The organism is Flavobacterium sp. KMS, assembly GCF_000813005.1.
In the GTDB taxonomy this organism is placed as follows: Bacteria; Bacteroidota; Bacteroidia; order Flavobacteriales; family Flavobacteriaceae; genus Flavobacterium.
In genome coordinates this window covers 228,248-252,175 of sequence record NZ_JSYP01000001.1, presented here as the reverse complement: position 1 = coordinate 252,175, position 23,928 = coordinate 228,248, and the positions used below count along the sequence as shown (strand labels likewise).

The window sequence follows — 23,928 nt, the reverse complement described above, 5'->3', positions numbered from 1 at the left end:
TTTATTTTTTAATTTTTGTTCCTTCTACAATTTCTTCGGTTGCTTTTAGGAGTATGTTATCGCCTTCGTTCAACTCGCCAAATACTTCGATTTTATCCATTAATGGACGCCCTTTTGAAACGGGGATATTTTTGGTCATTCCGTTTTCGATTCGGATTACGTACATACCGATATTACTTTCGACCAAGGCTGTTTTTGGTATAAAAAATGTAGCTTCTTTTGCTTGCAACGGAATCATTGCTTCGACTACCATTAAGGGTTTTAGCTCTGGATATGTTTTCATTAAATCGGCTTCGATACGCTCGGAGCGGAGTTTGAAATCGAGCACTCCTGATTTTCGGGATATTTTAGCCATATATTTTTTCTGAGGAATCGAACTTACCTTAAAATGTATAGAATCTCCTAAGTTTAAAAAGGCAGTATTTGCTTCGGGAACTGATAGGGAAACTCTCAATTTCTTGTTATCCTGAAGTATCAATAAGGGTTTGTCGGAACCTTTCCCCATTGGTCCAACATACGAACCTAAATGGATGTTTCTTTCGGCAACGATTCCGCTAAAAGGTGCTCGAATTACTAGATAATCATTCATGATTTGGATTTCCTGATAAGCTGATTTAGCTGCTTCTAGTTGCGCTTGGTCGGCTAGTTTTCTTGCCGTAATCTGGTCTAAAGCATCTTTGGCAATTGCCCCTTTTGTTTCATTGGCTTTGAACATTCGGTCGTAATTGGATTTTGTCGCAATGTATATTGCTTCTTGTGCTTTCCATTTTGATTTTGCCGATGCTAATTGTGCTTGAATTTCTGGTGCTTCGAGGACAAGAATAACTTGTCCTTTGGTAACTACCGAGCCAATATCAACTGGAAGTTTCTTGACATAACTATTTACTTTGGCATAAATAGCTGTTTCCTGATCTGAAACTAATTCTCCGGCTAGTTTTAACTGAACCAGTGGATTACTTTTCTTGATGGATATAGTTTCAAAATTCGGCATCATCATCATTGGCATCGCGTCTGTTTTTTCGACCTTTTTAGTTTCTGAATTGCAGGATGCAAATACAATTCCGATAAGGATATAATAGATTAGTTTCATCTGTATTTTATTTTTTTAATGTTAACCGTTGAGTGTAATTAATTTTAACACATAGAAACATAGATTTTATACTCTCAAAAAAGTCGTTTCACTTAGTTAAAAGACACATAGCTATGTTAAAGAAATGTGTTTCTTTTTGTATTCTTTTAATGCATAAAAATCTATGTTTCTATGTGTTAAACAATATTTTATAAATTACATCGAAGGGTTTGTTGTTATATAATGTGTACTGTTTTCGTCTTCAGGATCTAATGATGGAGATTGTGTCGATGCTTTGCCTTGTATCCATACAAATACTAATGGCAATAGTAGTAATACACTAAATGAGGACGCAATTAATCCGCCAATTACGGCTCTCCCTAGCGGTGCAACTTGGTCGCCACCTTCGCCATGACCAATAGCCATTGGTAACATTCCTGCAATCATTGCCAGCGAAGTCATGATAATAGGGCGAATACGAAGTGATGCTGCCTGAATTGCCGAGCTTAACGCATTGCCGTTTTGCATGCGCAATGTTTCGGCATTACTTATTAATAATACGGCATTGGCAATAGAAACTCCTACGGACATAATGATTCCCATATATGATTGTAGGTTTAAGGTTGAGCCTGTAATTTTCATTAATAGCAACGACCCTAAGATTACAAACGGAACGGTTGTTAGGATTACAAACGAAACTTTGAACGATTGGAAGTTGGCTGCTAGCATTAAAAAGATAACCATAATGGCAATTAATAATCCCATTGCCAGGCTGCTCATGGTTTCATCCAGAACAGGAACCATCCCAGAGATTTGGATATTTACCCCTTTTGGTAATTCTCCCAAGGAAGCAATCGCAGCTTGTACATCTTTTTGTGCACGGCCTAAATCGGCATTATGAATATTGGCCGTAACAGGAGTATAGCCCATTGTTCCTAAATTGTAACTTTCGCCCAAAACTTTTGTTGGTGTAATTGTGGCTACATCGCCAAGAACTGGTCGGTCGGAGTTTTTTCCTAGCGGAACATTAAGCAATTCGTCCTTGCTGTTTAATATGTTTTGTGGCGTTTGCACTTGTACATCGTAGGCAATTCCCATCATTCCGCCTACCCACATGTTTTTGCTTGTATAACGAGAAGATGCTGTAATTGGTACTAATGAACGAGCAATATCCTGAGCGTCGATTCCTAATTGTGCAGCTCTTAATCTGTCGATATTAATTTCGAAAGCCGGATAGTTTAACGATTGCGGAATTTGCTGGTCTCTTAAATAGTCGATTTCTTTTAGTTTTGCCAGTAATTTATTGGCATACATGATGTTCATTTTTTTCATCATACCAGAGAAACGAACTTCGATAGGCGTATTAGTTCCTTGGCTAAGAATTTTTTCTGTCAGCTCGATTGGTTCAAAAGAAAAGTGCAATTCGGGCATTTTAGCTTTCATGTGGTGACGGATTTTTTCTTTTAAATCATTTGTGTTTCCGTCGAAATCTTTTAATGCGATTTGCATCAAAGCTTCGTGTGGTCCTGCATTGTATAAGTAAATAGGGCTTACCGCAAATGAGGATGGATGCTGACCAATAAATACGGATGAAATTGCAATATGGTCTTTACCAATTACGGCTTCCATTTCGCGTAAAACCTGCTTGATTTTCAGCTCAGTTTTTTCGATACGAGTTCCTTCGGGCGCTTTTATACGTACCTGAAACTGACTCGAATTAACGGTTGGCAATACATCTTTTCCTGTATTGCTGTACATTATGAAAACTCCTAATGCTACCAAGACAAAACTCGCAATTAATATAGTTTTACGTTTTTCCATTATGGATTGTAAGAACGTTACAAAACGATTTTTAAATCTATCAAATTTGTCTTCTTCATGTACGTGGTTTTCGTCTTTGGTTTTCATTAACCAGTTTGCCATTACCGGAACAAAGGTTTGTGATAGGATAAATGACAATATCATCGAAAATCCTATGGCAAGTGCCAACGGCATAAATAGAGAACCAGGGATTCCTGTCATCATAAATGCGGGTGCAAATACTGCCAGAATACAAAGCAGAATCAATAATTTAGGGAAGGCAATTTCGCGACAAGCATCCAGGATTGCTTTGGCTTTTGTTTTGCCCATTGCAAGATGTTGGTGAATGTTCTCGATAGTAACCGTACTTTCGTCAACCAGAATTCCTATAGCCAGAGCCAATCCTGATAAGGACATTATATTGATACTTTGTCCGAATAATTTCAGGAATAATACGCCCGAAATAATCGAAATAGGAATCGTTAATACTACAATTAAAGCTGCTCTGTTATCACGCAAGAATAACAATACCATCAATCCGGTAAGTAAAGCTCCCAATACACCTTCGAGAATTAAACTTTTTACAGCATTAATAACATATACCGATTGGTCAAACTCATAAGAGATTGTAACATCATCCGGTAAATTATTCTGAATCATCGGGATGGCTTTCTTTAAATTTTTCACCACATCCCAAGTCGAAGCATTACCCGATTTTGCAATATTGATATATACCGAACGTGCTCCGTTTATGAGGGCGTAACCAGTTGTAATATCGGCGCCATCTTTTACAGTTGCCACATCACGGATATAAACATTATCGACTGCGCCTTTAAAAATTGGAATATTTCCAAAATCGGAAACTTCTTTAATTGTATTGTTTGTAGGTGTTAAATAATTAATATCGTCGATGTAAATATTCCCCGATGGCGAGGTAATATTATTTCGGCTTATGGCTTCTACAATTTGCTCAGGAGTTAATTGATGGGTACGTAATTTATTTGGGTCGATGTTTATTTCGATTGTTCTCGGACTTCCGCCAAAAGGTGGTGCGGTGGTTAATCCCGGAATTTTAATCAAAAATGGTCGAGCCGTAAAGTTGGCAATATCCTGCAATTCATTATTGGTTTTCGAATTACTCTTGAAAACCAATTGTCCAACAGGTTGCGACGATGCATCAAATCGAATGATGAACGGAGGCGGAGCTCCCGGTGGTAAGAATACTTGAGAACGATTGGACAGTGCATTGATTTCGGCAATAGCCTGACCCATATCTGTACCTTCGTAAAAGTTTATTTTCATTAAGGTTAATCCTTGTGTATTCTTGGTTTCGATGCTTTCGATTCCGCTTGTAAACAGCATCATATTTACATACATCTTTGTAAAATAACCTTCCATTTGTTGAGGTGTATATCCATTAAATGAATGGGCAATGTACACGACAGGAAGATTCATATCTGGCAGAATATCTACCTTTATATCTTTGGTAGCTTTAATTCCGAAGAATAAAAGCCCTAGCACCATCACCATAATCGAGATGGGCTTGCGCAAGGCAAAACGTATTAAATTCATAATTTAGGCTTTAGTATATCGCGTTTAGTAAAATAGTCAGGTCACCCTTGGCAGCAGCTTTAATCCATAAGGCTTGCCAGATGTTGTTTTGTGCTATTTCATAGTCTATTTCGGCTCTGTTGAGCGTGTAGAAAGATTGTGTCAGGTCTACAATTGTTGTTAGTCCGTTGTTGTATAATGCAGTATGTTGTTGATATGCATCTGTGGCGGCTTTTACCTGCGTTTTGGTTTCTTCAAAATTTTCAAATGCATTTTTTAATTTGTCATCTGCCAATTTTTGTTGCGCCACAAGTTCCTGATTCATATAGTCATATTCTTTTTGCAAGGATTGCGTAATGAATTTTTGTTCTTTCTTTTTAGAAGATTGACGGTATAAATTCATCAAATTCCAACTGATACCAACGCCAACAATATAATTGCTGCGGTCTATGCCAACACCATCTGAATACGATTTAGAGAAAGCTGAATTGTCCTGCACATAATTCCAATCGAACCCTGAACCACGCCCTTGTATTACGCCAAATGACGAAATAGTAGGAAGTCCAAGTGCCGATTGTAATTTTTCCTGTTGTTTACTTTTTTGAACTGTACTATTTTGCCATTCCAGAATAGGATGATTGCTCGTTTCAACTGAAGATTCAAAGAGTAGAGTAGGAGTCTTGTTGGTAAAAAGGCTGTCTAGTTCATACTTTCTATATTCTTCTCCCATCATTACTGCCAGTGCTTTGGAGTAATCGAGTTCTAAATCATAGGCTTTTATTACTGCCGATTTAGCATTGGCAACTTCGGCTTTCGCCAAAGAAAAATCGACTTCTGGAATCAAACCGCTATTAGAACGACTCTTGGTTGTTGTGGCAACAACTTGAGCGCGTTCCAGATTTTTATCCTGCACAAATTTTACACGTTGTGCAGCAAGAAGGTTTAAATATGCAGCTCCAACTTTTACCTGATGTTGGAATTTTAGTTGTTCTAAATCTTTCTGAGCGACAGCTTCATCTGCTTTGGCTATGGAAACCTGGCTTTTTATTTTGCCAAACGTAAATAGATTCCAATTGATGTTTGCTAAGTAAAGAGAGCCAAAAGCGGCATTCCAGTTTTGCTCCTGTAAAGGCATAGAAGTCGATGCAACGCCCAAACCACCATAACCGTATAAAGGTCCGTTTTGAGCATTGATAGTTCCATAACTTTGTTGTGCCATCAATGTGAAATCAGGCAAATACTGACTTTTTTGGTATATTACATTTTCTCTCGAAGCAAGTACCATTGCTTCTTTGGCTTTTATTTTTTCAAAATTCTGAACAGAACGTTCAAGAGCATTTGGTAAAGTTACGGTCTGCGCCAAAAGATTTCCTGTAGCAAAACCGAAGAATACCAATGCAAAGAATTGCATTTTCATACATTAAATATTTAAAATTAAACAATAGAAATCCCGTGCTATTCTTTGGAAACAGCAGAGTTTATCAATTGAATAAAATCAAATTCGGTAAACGCAATAATAGATGTAGAGTATTGTATTCCTTATAGGAATCGTAGTAAATACGTATGAGAATCCAGTAGTTTTTACCTGCGGAAGTTCATAGCCAAATACAACTTTAAAGAAGTGAAAAGGCAAGGCGACTCCTAAGTATTTTAATGGAGGATTGTCAGGGGAAGCTTTTTGAGCCTTTTCTGTTATTTTTAATAATTTAGTCTCATGTTTGCAGCAATCCTTAAGTATTTTCCCGTCTTTACGGTCGCATTTGGTGCAAGGTTGCCCTTCTTTATTGTTTGCAAAAAAGTAAGTTTCCTGTTTGATTCCTTTACAGATATGGGTATTCTGGGTAAAGCCAGATGACAATACCAAGTAGAAAAAGGAGAGGAATAGGATTAATGCTTTTTTCATATCAGAAAGCAAAGGTTGCTATCTTATTGGAAATGGTTGTTGCATAATTTTGGTAGTTATTTACAAGATTTACAAAATTTCATTTTACTGTTGAGTTTTTTTACCATTAAGAGATTAAGGAAAATTAAGTTTTAAGATGGGAACGGTTGATGGAACGCTGATTTAAAAAATTAACCGCAAGGGGCGCAATCCCGATCCCGAAGCGTCGGGACGGGATACGCAAAGGTCGCAAAGTTTATAAATCTGTTTAATCCTTTTAATCTGTGGCAAGAAAAATTGATAGTGAAGAGTTCGCAAAGTTTCTCCACAGCCTTGTCACCCTGAGGAACGAAGGGTCTCCGCGAGTGGCTCTATAATGTGGGACAAGTTTGTGAGAACATTGAGTATATACTCTATATGTCAGTTTTTTCTCCATAAAGGAGTAAAGAAAATTTAGGTTTAGCTTAATGAAACTTAATATCTTTATGGTTCAATTTTTTATTTTAAAGTTTTTTTGAGATTATCGACCTAAATATGCACTCAAATCAACTCGATGAATTTGTTGAGGTACATTGAGTACAGGTTTTCTAACTAAAGCTTCATTGGTTAAATAATAATGCAAACCATCTTCGGTTGCAATACCTTCAATTTGATGGAATGGCAATGCAATATTGATTCTTCGTTTATTACCCGATAGAAAATCATTGTTTTTATAATCGTATAAAAGATATAAAAATGGTTTTCCGATTTTAGAATACCCACAAAGGACAACCAGTTTTTTGGATGGCAAATAAGTAGCACCAGTAACTAACCCTTTTACGTCTATAGTTTCTTTTAGTTGCGCAATATGACTTCCGGGTGTATTTGGTAAAGCATAAATACTGGTTTTAGAGCTCCTCCATTGTTTGGTAAACAAATAAATACTGTCGTTTGTAACGATAAAAGCCTCACAATCAAAATTGGTTTTGTTTGGACTTTCTTTGGTAAAATTGGTTTGGTTAGAATAAGAAAACGAAATGGTATCGATGACAGGTTTTCCTGCCAGAAACGATTCTTTTTCGATTTTCAGAATGTGTAAATTGGTTCTGTTTCCCTTATAATTATTTCCAAAATCGCCTATGTAAATATGGGTGCTGTCTTGCGAAATTTCCTCCCAGTCATTATTGATTACTTTTTCTAGTGCAATTTTCTTTTTAAGCTCTCCTTGATGATTTAGCCCATAAACGGTTTTGTCATGGTCGTCATTGTGTGTCCATAATAACGAATTAAAAGCGATTAATCCCGATGTTTCTTTAATAGAATCACTTAGTTTATTAGAATACTCATGTTTTACTTTTACAGATTTGTAAAAACAACTTCCGTCGTTTTCAGTTGCTTTTGGATTGTAGTTTTTAGACAACGGGTCTGTACAACCTAAGATTTGACCATAAGTTGAAGTAATGCATAAAAAGAAAAGCAAAAGGGCTTTTTTCATTGGGATGAATTGTGATTATCAAAAGTAGGGGAATATTTTTTGATTGTGGGTGTTCTGAATTATAAAAACAAAAAACTCGCAAGCAGCGAGTTTTTTGTTTTTGAGCAGTAAGAATAAAACATCCTGATAATTATCGGTTACAAAAAACTAAAATTTTAATTAGTAGTTACTAAATGTCTTCCCACTCAAAAACTTTGGGATGAGACTTATTAAACAGAAACTACCATCAATTACTTTTCTAAATCTTAATAAGCTCTTTTTAGCTTTTCGTAGATCCTATTCCAACGAACACTGAAATTTTGATATTTCACTCCATTATATCTAAAAAAATGACAATTAATCTTATTTACCCGAACTATTCTTAAATACATCTTCCGGGATTTTATCTCGGAACGTGTTTTTATAGTTTTCAAAATCATCACTATTTTTTATAGGATAATTTAAAAGGATATAACTATTTTTCGGATTCGATTTTTCATAAATGACCAAATAGGAGATGTTTAAATCTGGTTTAGCATCAGGTATTGAAACAATATAACTTTCATAATAAGAATTTTCTATGGTTTCATTATTGCAGACATATTTAAACTTTATTGAATTACCAGGATTTCCTTTATAACCTTTCAAATTTACTACTATATATTCTTCTATTTTACCTGTTGTTAAAGCAAAATTATTTTTTAAATTATTATAATCTTTATTTTCTTCTTTTTCCTGAAAAAAAAGCCAAATTGAACCTAGAATTGCAATGCATAAAAGCAATTTTGGTTGAAATTCTAGTGTTTTATAATTTTTAAAAAAGTAGTATATACTACATATTAACACTAAAAAAAGTATTAATATTTTTATTTTTGGACCATCCTGGAAATCAAAAAAATTTGTCATATTTATTATAATTAGTAAACTTAAGTTTTATCTGGTGTTTAAATAGAATGTTGGAGTTGTCCAACTAAATAATTGGATAAAAAACTTTTTCTTTTGTTATCTTAATATCTTTGAAGTTTTCTTCTAATATTGTATCAATTTTACTTGAATACAAAGAGGTAATGATAAAAAAAGACCCATCTAGTAGTTTTACTTTTGCATAATAATACTTACTATATGCTAAAGTTCCATTAGAAGTATCTTTTGAACCATTGAGACGAAATGTTATTTCGCTGATATCTGAATTGTTGTACTTTAAAATCTCTATCCCTCTTTTTTTTAATATAACATTTTTGCTTATTTCATAAACGACATCTTTAGTCTCATTTAAATAATTAAAGTGTAACCATGATACAGGAAGGAAAAACATCAAAAAATAAGGAATAAGTAGATAAACAATCAGTTTAATATCAAAAGATGTATAGAAATAATATATCATCAGAAAATAGATGAATGTTATGAAAATCAAATCTAAAAGTATTTTTAATTGATTCAAAAAATTTATTTTTAATGTCATTTTGTTAATTGTTGTCTTATAAAATTTCTGCTACTTAAAGCATTCTTGTATTTGAGGCGCAATAATATTACACTAATGTTCAGTTCTTTGAAAAACAATATTGATGATTATTCTGTTAAAGTGGTATATTGGTTTCGGCTTATCGTTGCGTTTATTATATTCATCTGCTTGGGTTGAACGCCTTCTTCATTATATTCTTATAATATCCTCTTGTACATTGGGAACTTTATTTACTCTTTTATATAAGTATAATCTATTGTGTAATCTGACAAATCAACTTCATATTGTAACATCTCATCTGTTTTGTCGATATGGTATTCAAACTTATATCCAAAAGGCATTTTAACCCATCTTTTATTGATGTTTTTATCTATTGATATCACGCTAGAAGAATTGTAATCAAAATTAGAATCATAATATTTAGATTTCTTTATTTGGATAATAATATTTTGAAAATCTGCGGAATCCAGTTTTATTGTGTAAGACTCTGAATAATCTCCAAAGGCAGATTCTGAAGAAGATTTGACTAATTTAAATTTTGAAATAATTATTCCACTATTTTTTTTAATTTCATTTCTAATATCATTTTGTGTTGATTTATTGGTATTGCATGATAACATGAATACTACTAAAAACACCCATATGTGTTTAATATTTATATGCATAAAATTTTTAGAGTAATTCGGCAAAGATAACTTTTTGACCCAAACAAAAATCCCCGTTTCTACTGATATTTAACATAAATCAACAAGTTTGTCAGTCTTTTAAATACTCCTTTGATTTCTCCTTGAATATTTTATATTTGTTAATGTTAATACTGTAATGAATTATGAAATCGGCATGATTCGAAATCATAATTCATAAAAAAGAATGGCGATACCATATTCCTTTAAAAAACAAATATTATCTCTGTATGAAAATAAAAGAAGATTTATTCAATAAAAGAATTATTTCCATAGATGCTTTTCGTGGAATTACCATTTTTATCATGATTTTTGTCAATGAGTTGGCAAGCATAAAAAATGTACCACAATGGATGAAACATATGCCAGCCGATGCCGATGCCATGACATTTGTCGATTTGGTATTTCCTGCATTTTTATTTATTGTCGGGATGTCTATTCCATTTGCATTTAATGCCCGATTAATTAAAGGAGATACACCTAAAACAATCTGGACACATACCTTAAAAAGAGCATTGGCACTTATTATTATTGGTGTTTATATGGTAAATGCCGAATATGGTTATGATGCCTCCAAGATGGTGATTTCTGCAGCCTTTTGGGGACTTTTGGCGTATTCAATGCCAATTCCTATTTGGAATAAATACGATAAATCATTTCCTAAAATCACTAAAAACATTTTGCAATATGGCGGAATGTTGGTTCTGGTAGCCTTATACTTTTTATATGTTCAGGAAAATGGAGAAATAGGAATCACGCCAAAATGGTGGGGGATTCTAGGACTTATAGGTTGGGCGTATTTAATTACGGTAGTCTATTATTGGTTTGTTAGTGGAAAATTGATAGCTATGATTGCGTTTCTTTTTGTTTGTCTTGCGGCAAATATTTTAAATCAAATTGAAGGCTCTTTTGTTCATGAAATAAAATGGATAGGCTTTATTGCTGGACATATGACGCACGCTACACTTGTTTCGGCAGGAGTAATAATATCACTTTTGTTTTTTGAAGGAAAAATATCCGAAAAAATCAATTGGAAAGTAATAGGTTTTGGAGTGCTGTTTTTTGTACTGGGGTATTTATTGCGACCTTATTATGAAGTTTCTAAGGTAAGAGGAACACCTTCTTGGGTATTATATTCTGCTGGGATTTGTACCGTAATCTTTTATTTCTTGTATTGGCTAATGGAAATTAAAAAACAAACCAAATGGAGCAGCTTTTTTATGCCAGCAGCTGCAAATCCGCTTCTTATTTACATACTTCCAGGGATAATATATTACTTCAATTTAGCATTCAAAATACATATAATTCCAGATTATTTCCGCGAGGGAACACCCGGAATTATCTGGTCTTTAGTATTCTCGACGATTATGTTATTTGCCATGCGAATTTTTAATAAATATAAAATTCAGTTGCATTTGTAAAGTTTCAATTGAATCAGTTTGTGTTGAAAGAAATTATTTATATTTTCGGTTATATTTTGAAAATTACATTATGACTGAAGAACAACGCCGACAAATTAAAATTGATAATGATACAATTATTAAACAAAAAGAATATCGTGTAAATGATTGGTTACCAATTTTAGATACACCAAAATTAAGAACCCTAGAAGAGGTTAAAGGGAGGATGTCGGTTATGAATGCTTTGATAAACATCGCGTTTGAGGCTCCGACTTACATTATTAAAGAATGGATAGAGAATCATGATTTAGCTAAATATCTATCAGATTCAGAAAAAGAAATACTAGAAAAAGAAAATGATGATTTAACCGAATTTGAAATTAATTCTTTAAGATGGTATCTAGAGTCTTTGTGGGCTTTTATGTGGGTAACAGAAATGATTCCAGGGCTAGAAGCAGAAGAGTATATAGGAGATAATATGGCTTCGCTATTGCCAAATCTAGAGCAAGGAGATGGCAATGAAAAAATGGAAAGCTTGCAGAATTTAAAATCAGAAGTTGAGATTTATACCATGCTTGATTATTACTACCGACTTCATTGGTATTGTGTAGATGAAAGACTAAACGGTCGAGAAGCAAAGCTAAATGGAGGATTAGTATATGAAAGACGCAAATCGTTAGAATGGATTTACAACCGAGCTGATGATTGGGACAATGTAGAAATGGGTACATAAATAGTATAAAAAGGGAGTTAATAATCGCATTAACTCCCTTTTGCATTTTACAAAAAAAACATTTCACCTTTCACAAGAAATATCATCTGACACGTTTAAAAGCAATTGGACCTTCTCTTTTTTTATTGTCTTTGTAAGTGCCTTCGAGTGTATTCCCATCTTCAGATAAAGTTAAAGTATGTGTACCTTGAGTTGCCCAACCCTCAATAGGTAAAGTTACATCAACGGTATATTCTATCGTGTTTTCAGTTCTTTTTCCGATGCCACTTTCTACAAATTTTTGTCCTTTCCATTCCAGATAATGAGAAAAAATCACCTTTCCGTTTTGTTCAGAGATAATCACAACTGCATTTTCTACCCCCGAATTAATATCGGTCCAAACGCCATTAATGTCAACCTTTTTATTTTGACTATAAATAAGATTAGAAAAGAACAGTATTAGAAATAAGAATTTTAGAATTTTGATTTTCATAATGTTTAGGTTAGTTAGTTTTATGGTTTTAAGTTTTGAATCTGTACTTCAGTTATTTCTAATATAGCGCCAGAAACAGGATGATAATTCACAAAATTGAATTTGCAAAGATTATGGATGTTTACAGATTTACCGTTTAGTATAAAATCCGACCAAGGAATTTTTATTGTAGAAAATTTATCGGGAGAAGCAGGTAAATCAGCCATTGCATGAGTTCCTCCATGTATGCATCCAGTTCCAGAATCATTCCCTTCGCGAGCTTGGATTTTTATAGATTGTGATGATTTATAAGTAATACTAACAAAGCTAGAATTGCTAGGTAAATTGGTTGGTTTTCCGTCGTTAGATTCAGATTGAGTAATCATTACATTCAGTTCGATTTCCCCAGCAGGCGAGTCGCTTGCTGTAACAAGAATATGATGTTCTTTTATTCGAGTATTGTTTATTGTTTCCTGATTTTCTTTGGTTGGCCCGGCAATGTACCAAGTGTTTGAGACAACCAAATCAGAATTGGCATTTGTATGTTGTCTAGAAGTTGTTTTGCAGCTTAAAAATGAGATTATAATAAAACCAAGTGGTAAAATTTTATTAGTGATTGTTTTATATTCCATAAAGAGAAAGCTATTTTTTGCTAAAATAAATAATTAAAGGTTTAGTATTCAGTTGTAGTCACAGTTTTTAGTAACAGTACTAGGTTACAGTTTCTATCTCCCATCTTTCATCTCACATCTTGTATTTTTCATCTTCATATCCCACATCTTTTTGTAAGAATCTTTATTGATAAATTCGAGAGTAAATGAAATTTTAGTTTTATTTTTGTTAAGAGAGTATGTTTTAAAACAATTAAAAATGAGTAGTTTACAAATAAAAAGTATTTTGTCTTTTCTTTTTTTTAGCTGTTTTTGCTATTCGCAAAATGACTCCATCACGCACAAAAAAGATTCTCTCAAACATAATAGTAGAGATATTATCGATGTGTATAAAAGCATATTTTCTAAAAATGATACCGTAAGGCATGATGCCAAAAAGAAGATAGCTTTCTCATTATCTCCAATTCCGGTAGAGGGTAATGGAAATGCCAGAATAATTATTTCGTTCCTGAGTACTTTTTACCTAGGCGACGATCATGAGAAAACTACAATGTCACAAGTTGTTTTTTCGCCTTATTTTAGTTTTTCTAACCAATATGTATTCCCAATTCAGTCGTATATATATACTAAGGATGACAAGTATAACTTTACAGGAGATTATCGGTTTATGATTTATCCGCAACCTACATATGGTTTGGGAGATCATCATCTCGACGACGAAATGTCTATCTTGAATTATAAACAATGGCGTTTTTATGAATATGTAACAAGAAAAGTTAAAGGCAATTTCGGACTCGGATTAGGAGTTCTGTTTGATAGTTATCAAAATATTTCCGAAGATTCTAAGATAGATGGAGAAACCGATTATTTTAAATACATGAGCGGAGATTATTCCGATGATGTTTCATTTGGAGTTGCAATACAAGCACTTTATGATTCCAGAATTAATAATATTAATCCAGAACAAGGAACATATCTAGAAGCCAATTTCCGAATCAATACCAATGGAGGTCTTGATAATAAAGGGTGGCAATCCTTATATATAGATGCTCGAAAATACCATTCGTTTAGCGATGTAAAACATAAAGTTTTGGCATATAGAGCTTTTTATTGGTCAACAATAGGAGGTGGGGATCCACATTATCTCGACTTACCGAGTATTGGCTGGGACCGACAGCAAAAAACAGGACGAGGTTTTACAAGAAATCGTTTCCGAAGTAATGCATTATTGTATTTTGAGACCGAATATAGAACAGATATTTCTGCCGATGGTTTTTGGGGAGCAGTATTTTTTACCAATATCTCATCGGTATCTAAATTTCAGACTTATCAATTTACCAAATGGAATCCTGCAATTGGCACAGGATTGCGCATAAAATGGAACAAACGTAACAATAGTAATCTTGTAATGGATTTTGGAGTTAGTAAAAATGATTGGTCATTACGGTTCGGTTTAGTAGAAAATTTCTAACTTTCGAACTTTCAAGACTATTTTACATGCAATTATCGGTTATTATCCTCAATTATAATGTACGTTATTTTTTAGAACTATGTGTTTTAAGTGTGCAGCAGGCACTTAAAGATGTTGATAGCGAGATTATTGTAATAGATAATAATTCTCCAGATGATAGTTGCGACATGATTCGTAGTCGTTTTCCTGATGTAAAATTAATCGTGAACACCGAGAATTTAGGTTTCCCTAAAGGAAATAATATAGGCGTTTCACAAGCTCAAGGAAATTATATATGCATTTTAAATCCTGATACAGTTGTAGCCGAAGATACATTTACAAAAGTATTGGCTTTCGCCAAAGTACAACAGGATTTAGGAATAGTAGGAGTAAATCTTATTGATGGAGCAGGGAATTTTCTTCCCGAAAGCAAGCGCGGAATTCCGACACCTTGGGTTGCTTTTACTAAAATAACTAGTTTATATAAGGTTTTCCCAAAGTCTAAGTATTTCAATAGATATTATGCGGAACATTTAAGCGAAAACCAAACAGGCAAAGTCGAAATACTGGTAGGTGCTTTTATGGTAATGAAACGAGATTTGTATAATGAAGTCGGCGGTTTTGATGAAGATTGTTTCATGTATTCCGATGATATCGATTTATCGTACATGGTTCTTAAAAAAGGCAAGGCTAATTACTATTTGGCTGAAACTACGGTAATTCACTATAAAGGAGAAAGCACTATAAAGGACGAGAAATATATGAAACGCTTTCAGGAAGCGATGAATTTCTTTTATAAAAAACATTTTAAAGTATCTTTTTTGTTTTCACTTTTCATGAAAACTGGAATTGTATTTTTTTCTATAGTTAAAATGATTCAGGGAAAAACGACGATAAAAACAATTCCAAAAGAATATTTTTTATACTCCATGAATGATAATTTAAGTGAAAAATTGAGTTCAATTTTGCAAAATAAAGTTACATTTTGCAATTTAAAAAAAGAAAAAATGGTAAATTCGTCCCTGATTTACATAGGAAAAGGAGCAGAGGTAATTTTAGATAATCAATACATATCATTCAAGAAATGTATCGATATGATAAAATCTGAAAGGCATAAGAAGATTACTTTTAAAATTTTACCCAAAAACACCACTTTCTTAATCGGAAGTGATTCAAGTAATGATAGAGGTAAAATCGTTAAAATCACATAAAAATTATATTTAATGTAATTTATATTTAAAAATTTCAGTAATTTCGCAATCTGAAAATCAAAATCACCTTTTAGGTTAACAATATGGCAAGATTTGAATTAAAACTTCCTAAAATGGGAGAAAGTGTCGCTGAAGCAACAATCACAAACTGGTTGAAACAAGTTGGAGACAAAATTGAAATGGATGAAGCAGTACTGGAAATCGCTACAGATAAAGTCGATAGCGAAGTGCCAAGTGAAGTTTCTGGAATTTTGATTGAGCAATTGTTTGGCAAAGACGATTTGGTACAAGTAGGGCAAACTATTGCCATCATTGAAACAGAAGAAGGTTCGTCATTTTTAGTTGATAAAGTAACTGAAGAGACAGTCGTTCCTACAGAAGTTGTTTTTGTTGAAAAAACAATCGAAGCTGCTAAAGAAATGGTTGCAACACCTGCAGATTACACTACTTCGGATAAATTCTTTTCACCATTAGTAAAAAATATTGCTAAAGAAGAAAATGTTTCTATTGCAGAGCTAGAAAGTATAAATGGTTCAGGAAAAGATGGTCGAGTGACCAAAGAAGATATATTGGCATACGTTGTTAATAGAACAAACAAAGTAGAAGTTCCAAAAGTAGAAGTGAAAGTAGCTGTTGAAGTTCCAGCACCAGCACCAGTGGTGGTTAAGGTACAAGAGCCAGTAGTTTTAAAAGCGGCACCAGTTTCTGTAAATGGAGGTGATGAAATCATAGAAATGGACAGAATGCGTAAGCTTATTTCTGGATATATGGTAGCTTCGGTTCAAACATCAGCACACGTACAATCGTTTATTGAGGTAGATGTAACTAATATTGTAAAATGGAGAGATAAAGTTAAAGCTGCTTTTGAGAAAAGAGAAGGCGAGAAATTAACTTTTACCCCAATTATGATGGAAGCAGTTGCAAAAGCATTAAAAGACTTCCCAGGAATGAATATTTCTGTTGATGGTGATTATATCATCAAAAAGAAAAATATAAATTTAGGAATGGCAGCTGCATTACCAAACGGAAACTTAATTGTTCCGGTAATTAAAAATGCAGATCAGTTAAACCTTGTAGGAATGGCAAAAGCGGTAAACGATTTAGGTAATCGTGCAAAAACAGGAAAACTAAAACCAGATGATACACAAGGCGGAACTTATACTGTAACGAATGTGGGGACTTTTGGAAGTGTTTTTGGAACGCCAATTATCAATCAGCCACAAGTAGGGATTTTAGCTCTTGGAGCGATTCGTAAAGTGCCAGCGGTTATCGAAACTCCAGAAGGAGATTTTATCGGAATCCGTCAAAAAATGTTCCTTTCGCACAGTTATGACCACCGTGTTGTAGATGGAGCTTTAGGAGGAAGTTTTGTAAAAAGAGTTGCTGAGTACTTAGAAGCTTTTGATATAGATAGAGATTTCTAGAAAAAATCTTTCTTATAAATAATTGACCCTTTTAACGTTTTAAATGTTGAAAGGGTTTTCTTTTTGCAGCATTATTGCATTACAGGTAGTAATCGGCAACTTTCTGAAAAAAACAGGTGAAATTCGTGTTTAAAAATTATATTTGTAAACTTATAAAATTAAAAAATGGAACTGAAACTCAACAAACCAATTTGCTTTTTCGATCTAGAAACTACCGGAATAGACATCGGAAAAGATCGAATAGTAGAAATTTCAATATTTAAAGTTTTTCCAAACGGAAATAAAGAAAGTAAAACTTGGTTGGTGAATCCTACGATTCCAATTCCTCCACAAACTACGGCTGTTCACGGTATTACTGATGAAAAAGTAGCAAATGAACCTACATTTGCAACTCTGGCGCCACAGGTTTACAATATGATAAAAGATAGTGATTTGGCAGGGTTTAACTCCGATCGTTTCGATATTCCGTTGTTAGCAGAAGAATTGCTTCGTGCAGGAGTTGATTTTGATATGAAAAATAAGTGCTCAGTCGATGTGCAGACTATCTTTCATAAAATGGAAGAAAGAACATTAAGTGCTGCTTTGAAGTTTTATTGCGGAAAAAGCCTTGAAAACGCGCACTCAGCCGAAGCTGATACAATGGCGACATATGAGATTCTTAAAGCACAATTAGATCGTTATCCAGAATTGGAAAATGATATGAAAGCGTTATCTGAATTTACAACCAGAAAAAAAATAGCCGATTTTGCAGGAATGATTGCTTTTGATAAAGATGACGAAGAAGTTTTTACTTTCGGAAAACATAAAGGAGTAAAAGTAGAGAAGGTTCTGGAAACAGAACCAGGATATTTTAGCTGGATACAAAATGCGGATTTTCCTTTATATACCAAAAAAGTATTGACGGCAATTAAATTAAGAAAATTAAATACTAAATAAGGTTCAGAGAAACTAAGGTTCTAAGGTTCTGAGTTTTTTGTGCTTAGTTTCTTAGTGACTTAGTAGCTTAGTGACTTAGCAACTTAAAAAGAATGAAGATAATCTGTATCGGTAGAAATTATACCAATCATATCGAAGAGTTACAAAACGAACGCCCAACAGAGCCAGTTGTATTTATGAAGCCTGATTCGGCAGTTTTGTTAAAGCAACATCCATTTGTAATCCCCGAATTTTCTGAAGATATTCATCACGAAATTGAGCTTATTGTTAAAATTAATAAGGTCGGGAAATATATAGAGCCAAAGTTTGCGCACAAATATTACGACGAGATAAGTGTAGGTATCGACTTTACGGCTAGAGATTTACAAGAAAAACTAAAGCAAAAAGGATTACCTTGGGAGAAAGCAAAAGCTTTTGATGGTTCGGCTGTAATAGGTGATTTTTTGCCTAAGACGCAATTTAGTTCATTGGAAAATATTACATTTGAATTAACAAATAATTCTAAGACCGTTCAAAAAGGAAACTCTAATATGATGTTGTGGAAAATTGATGAGCTTATTTCTTATGTTTCTCAATACTTCACGCTAAAAATTGGAGATATTATTTTTACAGGAACTCCAGAAGGAGTTGCGGCTGTAAAGCCAGATGATGTTTTAGAAGGGTTTTTAGAAGGAAAAAAATTATTCAGAATACAAGTAAAATAATGGCTTTAAAATATAACCTTTCAAAAGTGTACGCACTTTCAGACAACGATCCCGAATTTGTAAACGAAATTCTTAATTTGTTTGTAACCGAAGTTCCTGAGGATTTAAAACAAATTAAAGAAGGGATAAAAAAGAAAGATCATAAGCATGCTTATGCGTATGCGCACAAAATAAAGCCAACGCTTGATTTATTAGGGCTTAATGTTGCTTTTGAGGAGATTCTTCAAGTCGAAGCCTGGACAAAGGCTGAGGGTAAAAAGAAAGCCATAGAAGAAACATTTAAAAGCATAAAAAATCAAGTTAAAGAAGCAATCAAAGAAATTAAGAAAGACTTTGATTTGTAAAACTTCATAGATTGCCAGCCTGAATTTTCAGGCTAGGCTATCTTCTCCAAATACAATTTGCTTTGTAAATTAATTATAATACAAGTAAATTGATTTTTTCTTTCTTCCGTTTACTTCGCGATAAAAAGGATTTTCATTGCTATTCCCCACGCAATTCCTTGCGATAAATAATCTAGTAGTAATTTGAATTTTAGATACATGAAAGCAACAATAATTACAATTGGTGACGAAATCTTAATAGGACAAATTGTAGATACAAATTCTGGTTTTATAGCTAAATCTTTAGATAAAATCGGAGTCGAAATTCACGAAATGATTTCGATAAGTGATGATAAGCAGCATATTTTAGACACATTTTCTCAATTACAAAACAAAGTCGATTTGGTAATCGTTACAGGAGGTTTAGGGCCTACAAAAGACGATGTGACTAAAAAAACATTTTGTGATTATTTTGAAGATGAATTGGTTGTTAATCCCGAAGTTCTGGCGCATGTCACAGAACTAATCGAAGGTTTTTATAAGCGACCGATTACCCAAATGAACAAAGATCAGGCGTTAGTTCCTTCTAAATGTACGGTGCTTCATAACCAGATGGGGACGGCACCAGGAATGTGGATGAAGAAAGAAAATACCGTTTTTATTTCGCTTCCGGGAGTACCTTATGAAATGAAATATTTGGTAGAAAGCGTAATAATCCCAAAAGTTGTAAAAGAATACGAGCGACCGTATATTATTCATAAAACGATACTTACATACGGTCAGGGCGAAAGTTTAGTAGCTGAGCGTATCGAAGACTGGGAGAATAATTTACCTGATTTTATAAAACTAGCTTATTTGCCAAATCCGGGAAGAGTGCGTTTGCGACTTTCTGCTCGAGGTACAGATAAAGAAATGCTTGAAGCAGCTATCGAGGCCAATGTGCAATCGCTAGATGCAATCATTCATGATATTATTGTAGGCTTCGATGATAATGAAACCCTTGAAGTGGTAGTAGGAGAATTACTAACAAAAAAAGGAAAGACAGTTGCGACTGCCGAAAGTTGTACTGGAGGAAAAATCGCATCACTTTTAGCGGCAGTTTCTGGTGCTTCAAGCTACTTTAGAGGCAGTGTTGTGTCCTATGCAACCGAGGTAAAGACTACTGTTTTGGGTGTTTCAGCCGATTTAATAGAAGAAAATACTGTGGTAAGTGCTGCGGTTGCTTCATCGATGGCTTCAAACGTAAAACGCATAATGAAAACTGATTACGCAATCGCGACAACTGGGAACGCCGGACCGACAAAAGGAGACTCAAATGCGGAAATTGGTACTATTTTTATTGCAATTGCCACACCAGACGATGTAATAGTCGAAGAATTTAACTTTGGTCAACCACGTGAAAAAGTGATAGATAGGGCTGTAATTAAAAGTTTAGAAATGTTACAGAAAGAAATTTTAAAAAATGTACACTAATTTTTTGTTTCAATCGTTTATTTTTCTTTTCTTTGCACCCTGATTTTGAATAACGATAAAACATAAGTATAATGTCAAGAGTTTGTGACCTTACAGGTAAAAGAGCGATGGTAGGAAATAACGTTTCTCACGCTATGAACAAAACTAAGAGAAAATTTTCTGTGAACTTAGTTAAAAAGCGTTTTTATCTTCCAGAAGAAGATAGATGGATTACTCTTAGAGTAGCAGCATCTACGATAAAAACAATTAATAAAAATGGAATTTCTGCGGTTTTGAAAAAAGCGCAGTCAGAAGGATTTATCAAATAATCTTTTCCAAAATAAATATATAGCAAGATGGCAAAGAAAGGTAATAGAATCCAAGTAATTTTAGAATGTACTGAACACAAGACTTCTGGTGTAGCAGGAACTTCAAGATACATTACAACAAAGAACAAAAAAAATACTCCAGACAGATTAGAGATTAAGAAATTTAATCCAATCTTGAAACGTGTAACAGTTCACAAAGAAATTAAGTAATAATTAGAGATTTTATAAACCTCAATGGTTTTCCATTAGAGCTTTATAAAAACTTCAAATAACATTTGAATCATGGCAAAGAAAACCGTAGCATCGTTACAAACATCTTCTAAGAGATTATCAAAAGCCATCAAAATGGTGAAATCTCCTAAAACTGGTGCATATACATTCGTAGAATCTATTATGGCTCCTGAAGAAGTTGATACTTTCTTGAAAAAGAAATAATTAACAATTACAATATATAGAAAAGCTACTTTCATTCGGAAGTAGCTTTTTTATTTTTTATATTTGTCTCAAAATTTAGAGAAGCCAAACAAAAGTTCTTTTTTTAATCAAAGTTCCTGCTTTTGCTGCGATCTTTTGTTTTGTCCCGAGCTTCGGGACCAGAACAAAAGGATGTTGCTACAAACGTAGTTCACTGAACTCCTATAAAATTGGAAAGTATGTGAAGTAATCGGGGTTAATTAAAGATACTTTGCTTTTTTAAACTTTAGAATTGTTGTAGATTGTGAGAAAAATCTAAATAATTCGAAAAACTAACAACCTATATAAAAATGAGTTTTTTTAAAAAAATATTTTCTTCCGATAAAAAAGAGACATTAGACAAAGGTCTTGAAAAATCTAAAACCAGTTTCTTCTCTAAATTAAGTAAAGCCGTAGCTGGAAAATCTAAAGTTGATGACGACGTTTTAGATAATTTAGAAGAAATTCTTGTTTCTTCGGATGTTGGAGTAGAGACAACCCTAAAAGTTATTACCCGAATAGAGAAACGCGTAGCAGCCGATAAATATCTTGGTGTCGATGAGTTAAACCAAATCTTGCGAGAAGAGATTGCAGGTTTATTATCAGAGACTAATACAGGCGAAGCGACGGAATTTGTAGTTCCTATACAAACAAAACCATATGTTTTAATGGTTGTTGGTGTAAATGGAGTTGGTAAGACTACTACAATCGGTAAATTAGCTTATCAGTTTAAAAAAGCCGGTTATAAAGTAGTTCTAGGAGCAGCAGATACTTTTCGTGCAGCAGCGATTGATCAATTGCAAATTTGGGCTGATCGTGTAGGTGTGCCAATCGTAAGACAAAATATGGGGAGTGATCCTGCATCTGTAGCTTTTGATACCTTACAATCTGCAGTAGCACAAAATGCCGATATTGTAATTATTGATACAGCAGGTCGTTTGCATAACAAAATCAATTTAATGAACGAATTGACTAAAGTAAAACGTGTAATGCAAAAAGTTGTAGCCGATGCGCCTCATGATGTACTTTTGGTTTTGGATGGTTCTACAGGGCAAAATGCTTTTGAACAAGCCAAACAGTTTACCGCTGCAACCGAGGTAACAGCTCTGGCTGTAACCAAACTAGATGGTACTGCCAAAGGTGGTGTTGTGATAGGTATTTCGGATCAGTTTAAAATTCCTGTAAAATATATTGGTGTAGGTGAGGGAATTGAAGACTTGCAGGTTTTTAATAAATATGAGTTCGTAGATAGTTTCTTTAAATAGTTTTTAGATGAGTTTTAATAATGTCCCGCCGATTTATTTTTATTTTGGTAGTATCCTGTCTTTTGTTTTATCTAATGTTTTTAGAGAACAAAATCTAACTTTGTATTACGTTTTATTAGTAGTAGGTGTTATTTTATTTCTTTTAGGTCTTCTTAGAAGAATCCAAACAAAAAAATAATCTGGCAGCATAATTTTCGATTAAAGGTTTTATGATATAAAACTTTTATAATTAGAATAATGTCTGTTCAATATATAAAAACCAACGAATGCTTTTAGTATTCGTTGGTTTTTTTGTTTTATAAGTAAATCAAAATCTATAAAATAGTTTAATGGGTTTTGGCAATTTTTTCTTCTTTATCAATTATATAAAGTTAACTTTGTAACTCACAAAAATAAAATATTTATAGTACCGTGAAGCTTTAGCCCTGATTACTTCACAGAATTTTTATTTTAATAAGAGTTCAGTGAATTTCATTTGAAGCGGTATCCTTTTTTGTGGATTTTTCTTCCACAAAAAGATATAGCGGATAGCAGGAAATAGCTCCTAAAAAATAAAATTTATAATGAAAAACGTATTTAAAATTCTCTTAGTATCATTTTTGTTTGTTGGATGTCAGCAAAAAATAGAACCTGCAGATATTGCTAAATTAAATGGATATTGGGAGATTGAAAAAGTAGTTTTTGATAAAGGTGAAGATAAAGATTACGGGATGAATGAAAGCTATGACTTTTTTAAGATAGAGACCGATAATAACGGTATTCGTCAAAAAGTAATGCCACAATTAGACGGAACTTTTATGACAAACGATTTACACGAAACGGTAAAAGTTAGATTTAAAGACGGTAAGGCTTTCTTAGATTATTCGACTCCTTATACAAAATGGACGGAAGAATTAATTGCCTTAACAGACGATAAATTAGTGCTGCTTAACGCCGAGAAAAAAGAATATCATTATAAAAAAGCAGGACCAATTAATATTATAGATAATGGCAAAAAGACTAAATAATCAGAGTAGTGTTGGGGATATTTTGCAAAGGATTATCCAGGTAAATAAGCTCCAACCCGGAATGGATCAGATTGATGTAAAAGAGGCATGGCGACAACTGATGGGGAATGGTGTAAATAGTTATACCCGAAATGTAGTTTTAAAAGGAAGTACGCTTTATGTAGAGCTTACATCGTCTGTTTTAAGAGAGGAACTCACTCATGGAAAATCAAAAATCATTACGATGATTAATGAGGAATTGCGAAGAGATGTTGTTCGAGATGTAGTTTTGCGTTAAAA

General features: G+C 33.5%; 25 protein-coding genes. 15 read left to right on the top strand and 10 right to left on the bottom strand.

Annotated features, from left to right (window positions below; all coding sequences use genetic code 11):
* Position 1: 1 nt before the first annotated feature.
* From OA93_RS01055 to OA93_RS01025, 8 genes are all read right to left on the bottom strand, one after another.
* On the bottom strand, positions 2 to 1,090 hold the full coding sequence (locus tag OA93_RS01055) for an efflux RND transporter periplasmic adaptor subunit (protein ID WP_039111224.1): 1,089 nt from the start codon (positions 1,088 to 1,090) through the stop codon (positions 2 to 4).
* Positions 1,091 to 1,285: 195 nt separating this feature from the next.
* Positions 1,286 to 4,441: an efflux RND transporter permease subunit gene (locus tag OA93_RS01050; RefSeq protein ID WP_039111223.1), complete on the bottom strand. Its 3,156-nt coding sequence runs from the start codon at positions 4,439 to 4,441 to the stop codon at positions 1,286 to 1,288.
* 10 nt (positions 4,442 to 4,451) lie between these two features.
* Positions 4,452 to 5,837 carry a TolC family protein gene (locus OA93_RS01045; RefSeq protein ID WP_052259331.1) on the bottom strand — a complete coding sequence of 462 codons (1,386 nt, stop codon included), beginning with the start codon at positions 5,835 to 5,837 and terminating at the stop codon, positions 4,452 to 4,454.
* 78 nt (positions 5,838 to 5,915) lie between these two features.
* The gene (locus tag OA93_RS24910; protein ID WP_131474439.1) at positions 5,916 to 6,323 is read right to left on the bottom strand and encodes a hypothetical protein; all 408 of its coding nucleotides are present in this window, start codon (positions 6,321 to 6,323) and stop codon (positions 5,916 to 5,918) included.
* Between the two features lie 499 nt (positions 6,324 to 6,822).
* Positions 6,823 to 7,776: a hypothetical protein gene (locus tag OA93_RS01040; RefSeq protein WP_039111222.1), complete on the bottom strand. Its 954-nt coding sequence runs from the start codon at positions 7,774 to 7,776 to the stop codon at positions 6,823 to 6,825.
* Positions 7,777 to 8,118: 342 nt separating this feature from the next.
* Positions 8,119 to 8,661, bottom strand: a complete 543-nt coding sequence (locus OA93_RS01035) for a hypothetical protein (RefSeq protein WP_039111221.1) — start codon at positions 8,659 to 8,661, stop codon at positions 8,119 to 8,121.
* A 64-nt stretch (positions 8,662 to 8,725) separates the two neighbouring features.
* Positions 8,726 to 9,217 (bottom strand): hypothetical protein, encoded by a 492-nt coding sequence (locus OA93_RS01030; protein ID WP_039111220.1) that lies wholly within the window; start codon positions 9,215 to 9,217, stop codon positions 8,726 to 8,728.
* Between the two features lie 230 nt (positions 9,218 to 9,447).
* Complete coding sequence (locus OA93_RS01025) at positions 9,448 to 9,837, bottom strand: hypothetical protein (RefSeq protein WP_039111219.1); 390 nt, start codon at positions 9,835 to 9,837, stop codon at positions 9,448 to 9,450.
* A gap of 293 nt (positions 9,838 to 10,130) precedes the next feature.
* Here OA93_RS01025 and OA93_RS01020 point away from each other — a divergent pair, with 293 nt between their 5' ends.
* Together OA93_RS01020 and OA93_RS01015 are read left to right on the top strand one after the other, a co-directional pair.
* A complete protein-coding gene (locus tag OA93_RS01020) occupies positions 10,131 to 11,321 on the top strand; it encodes a DUF5009 domain-containing protein (RefSeq protein ID WP_039111218.1) in 1,191 nt (396 codons plus the stop codon).
* A gap of 70 nt (positions 11,322 to 11,391) precedes the next feature.
* Complete coding sequence (locus OA93_RS01015; protein WP_039111217.1) at positions 11,392 to 12,033, top strand: DUF4272 domain-containing protein; 642 nt, start codon at positions 11,392 to 11,394, stop codon at positions 12,031 to 12,033.
* 82 nt (positions 12,034 to 12,115) lie between these two features.
* On the opposite strand, the gene OA93_RS01010 is transcribed toward OA93_RS01015, so the two are convergent.
* Both OA93_RS01010 and OA93_RS01005 read right to left on the bottom strand, forming a co-directional pair.
* Positions 12,116 to 12,505, bottom strand: coding sequence for a hypothetical protein (locus OA93_RS01010; protein ID WP_039111216.1), 390 nt, complete (start codon positions 12,503 to 12,505; stop codon positions 12,116 to 12,118).
* Positions 12,506 to 12,525: 20 nt separating this feature from the next.
* Positions 12,526 to 13,116, bottom strand: coding sequence for a hypothetical protein (locus OA93_RS01005; RefSeq protein WP_039111215.1), 591 nt, complete (start codon positions 13,114 to 13,116; stop codon positions 12,526 to 12,528).
* A gap of 238 nt (positions 13,117 to 13,354) precedes the next feature.
* Here OA93_RS01005 and OA93_RS01000 point away from each other — a divergent pair, with 238 nt between their 5' ends.
* The 13 genes from OA93_RS01000 (at position 13,355) to OA93_RS00940 (ending at position 23,926) form a co-directional block, all read left to right on the top strand.
* Positions 13,355 to 14,566 carry a hypothetical protein gene (locus OA93_RS01000; RefSeq protein WP_082001756.1) on the top strand — a complete coding sequence of 404 codons (1,212 nt, stop codon included), beginning with the start codon at positions 13,355 to 13,357 and terminating at the stop codon, positions 14,564 to 14,566.
* 26 nt (positions 14,567 to 14,592) lie between these two features.
* Positions 14,593 to 15,756 (top strand): glycosyltransferase family 2 protein, encoded by a 1,164-nt coding sequence (locus tag OA93_RS00995; protein WP_039111214.1) that lies wholly within the window; start codon positions 14,593 to 14,595, stop codon positions 15,754 to 15,756.
* An 83-nt stretch (positions 15,757 to 15,839) separates the two neighbouring features.
* Positions 15,840 to 17,180: a dihydrolipoamide acetyltransferase family protein gene (locus OA93_RS00990; protein ID WP_039111213.1), complete on the top strand. Its 1,341-nt coding sequence runs from the start codon at positions 15,840 to 15,842 to the stop codon at positions 17,178 to 17,180.
* A 165-nt stretch (positions 17,181 to 17,345) separates the two neighbouring features.
* Positions 17,346 to 18,116 (top strand): 3'-5' exonuclease, encoded by a 771-nt coding sequence (locus OA93_RS00985; RefSeq protein WP_039111212.1) that lies wholly within the window; start codon positions 17,346 to 17,348, stop codon positions 18,114 to 18,116.
* Positions 18,117 to 18,208: 92 nt separating this feature from the next.
* Positions 18,209 to 18,820: a fumarylacetoacetate hydrolase family protein gene (locus OA93_RS00980; RefSeq protein WP_039111211.1), complete on the top strand. Its 612-nt coding sequence runs from the start codon at positions 18,209 to 18,211 to the stop codon at positions 18,818 to 18,820.
* A complete protein-coding gene (locus tag OA93_RS00975) occupies positions 18,820 to 19,164 on the top strand; it encodes an Hpt domain-containing protein (RefSeq protein WP_035625977.1) in 345 nt (114 codons plus the stop codon). Before OA93_RS00980 ends, OA93_RS00975 begins: the two co-directional genes overlap by 1 nt.
* Positions 19,165 to 19,362: 198 nt before the next feature.
* Entirely contained in the window at positions 19,363 to 20,616 is a 1,254-nt protein-coding gene (locus tag OA93_RS00970) for a CinA family nicotinamide mononucleotide deamidase-related protein (protein WP_039111210.1), read from the top strand.
* 71 nt (positions 20,617 to 20,687) lie between these two features.
* The gene (gene rpmB / locus OA93_RS00965; RefSeq protein ID WP_007805815.1) at positions 20,688 to 20,924 is read left to right on the top strand and encodes a 50S ribosomal protein L28; all 237 of its coding nucleotides are present in this window, start codon (positions 20,688 to 20,690) and stop codon (positions 20,922 to 20,924) included.
* 27 nt (positions 20,925 to 20,951) lie between these two features.
* Positions 20,952 to 21,134 carry a 50S ribosomal protein L33 gene (rpmG, locus tag OA93_RS00960; protein ID WP_017495179.1) on the top strand — a complete coding sequence of 61 codons (183 nt, stop codon included), beginning with the start codon at positions 20,952 to 20,954 and terminating at the stop codon, positions 21,132 to 21,134.
* Between the two features lie 72 nt (positions 21,135 to 21,206).
* Complete coding sequence (locus tag OA93_RS24405; protein ID WP_007805819.1) at positions 21,207 to 21,359, top strand: DUF4295 domain-containing protein; 153 nt, start codon at positions 21,207 to 21,209, stop codon at positions 21,357 to 21,359.
* Positions 21,360 to 21,688: 329 nt separating this feature from the next.
* Positions 21,689 to 22,642 carry a signal recognition particle-docking protein FtsY gene (gene ftsY / locus OA93_RS00950; protein WP_039111208.1) on the top strand — a complete coding sequence of 318 codons (954 nt, stop codon included), beginning with the start codon at positions 21,689 to 21,691 and terminating at the stop codon, positions 22,640 to 22,642.
* A gap of 563 nt (positions 22,643 to 23,205) precedes the next feature.
* On the top strand, positions 23,206 to 23,649 hold the full coding sequence (locus OA93_RS00945; protein ID WP_039111207.1) for a hypothetical protein: 444 nt from the start codon (positions 23,206 to 23,208) through the stop codon (positions 23,647 to 23,649).
* Positions 23,630 to 23,926: a DUF721 domain-containing protein gene (locus OA93_RS00940; RefSeq protein ID WP_039111206.1), complete on the top strand. Its 297-nt coding sequence runs from the start codon at positions 23,630 to 23,632 to the stop codon at positions 23,924 to 23,926. Before OA93_RS00945 ends, OA93_RS00940 begins: the two co-directional genes overlap by 20 nt.
* The last annotated feature ends 2 nt before the right edge of the window (positions 23,927 to 23,928 follow it).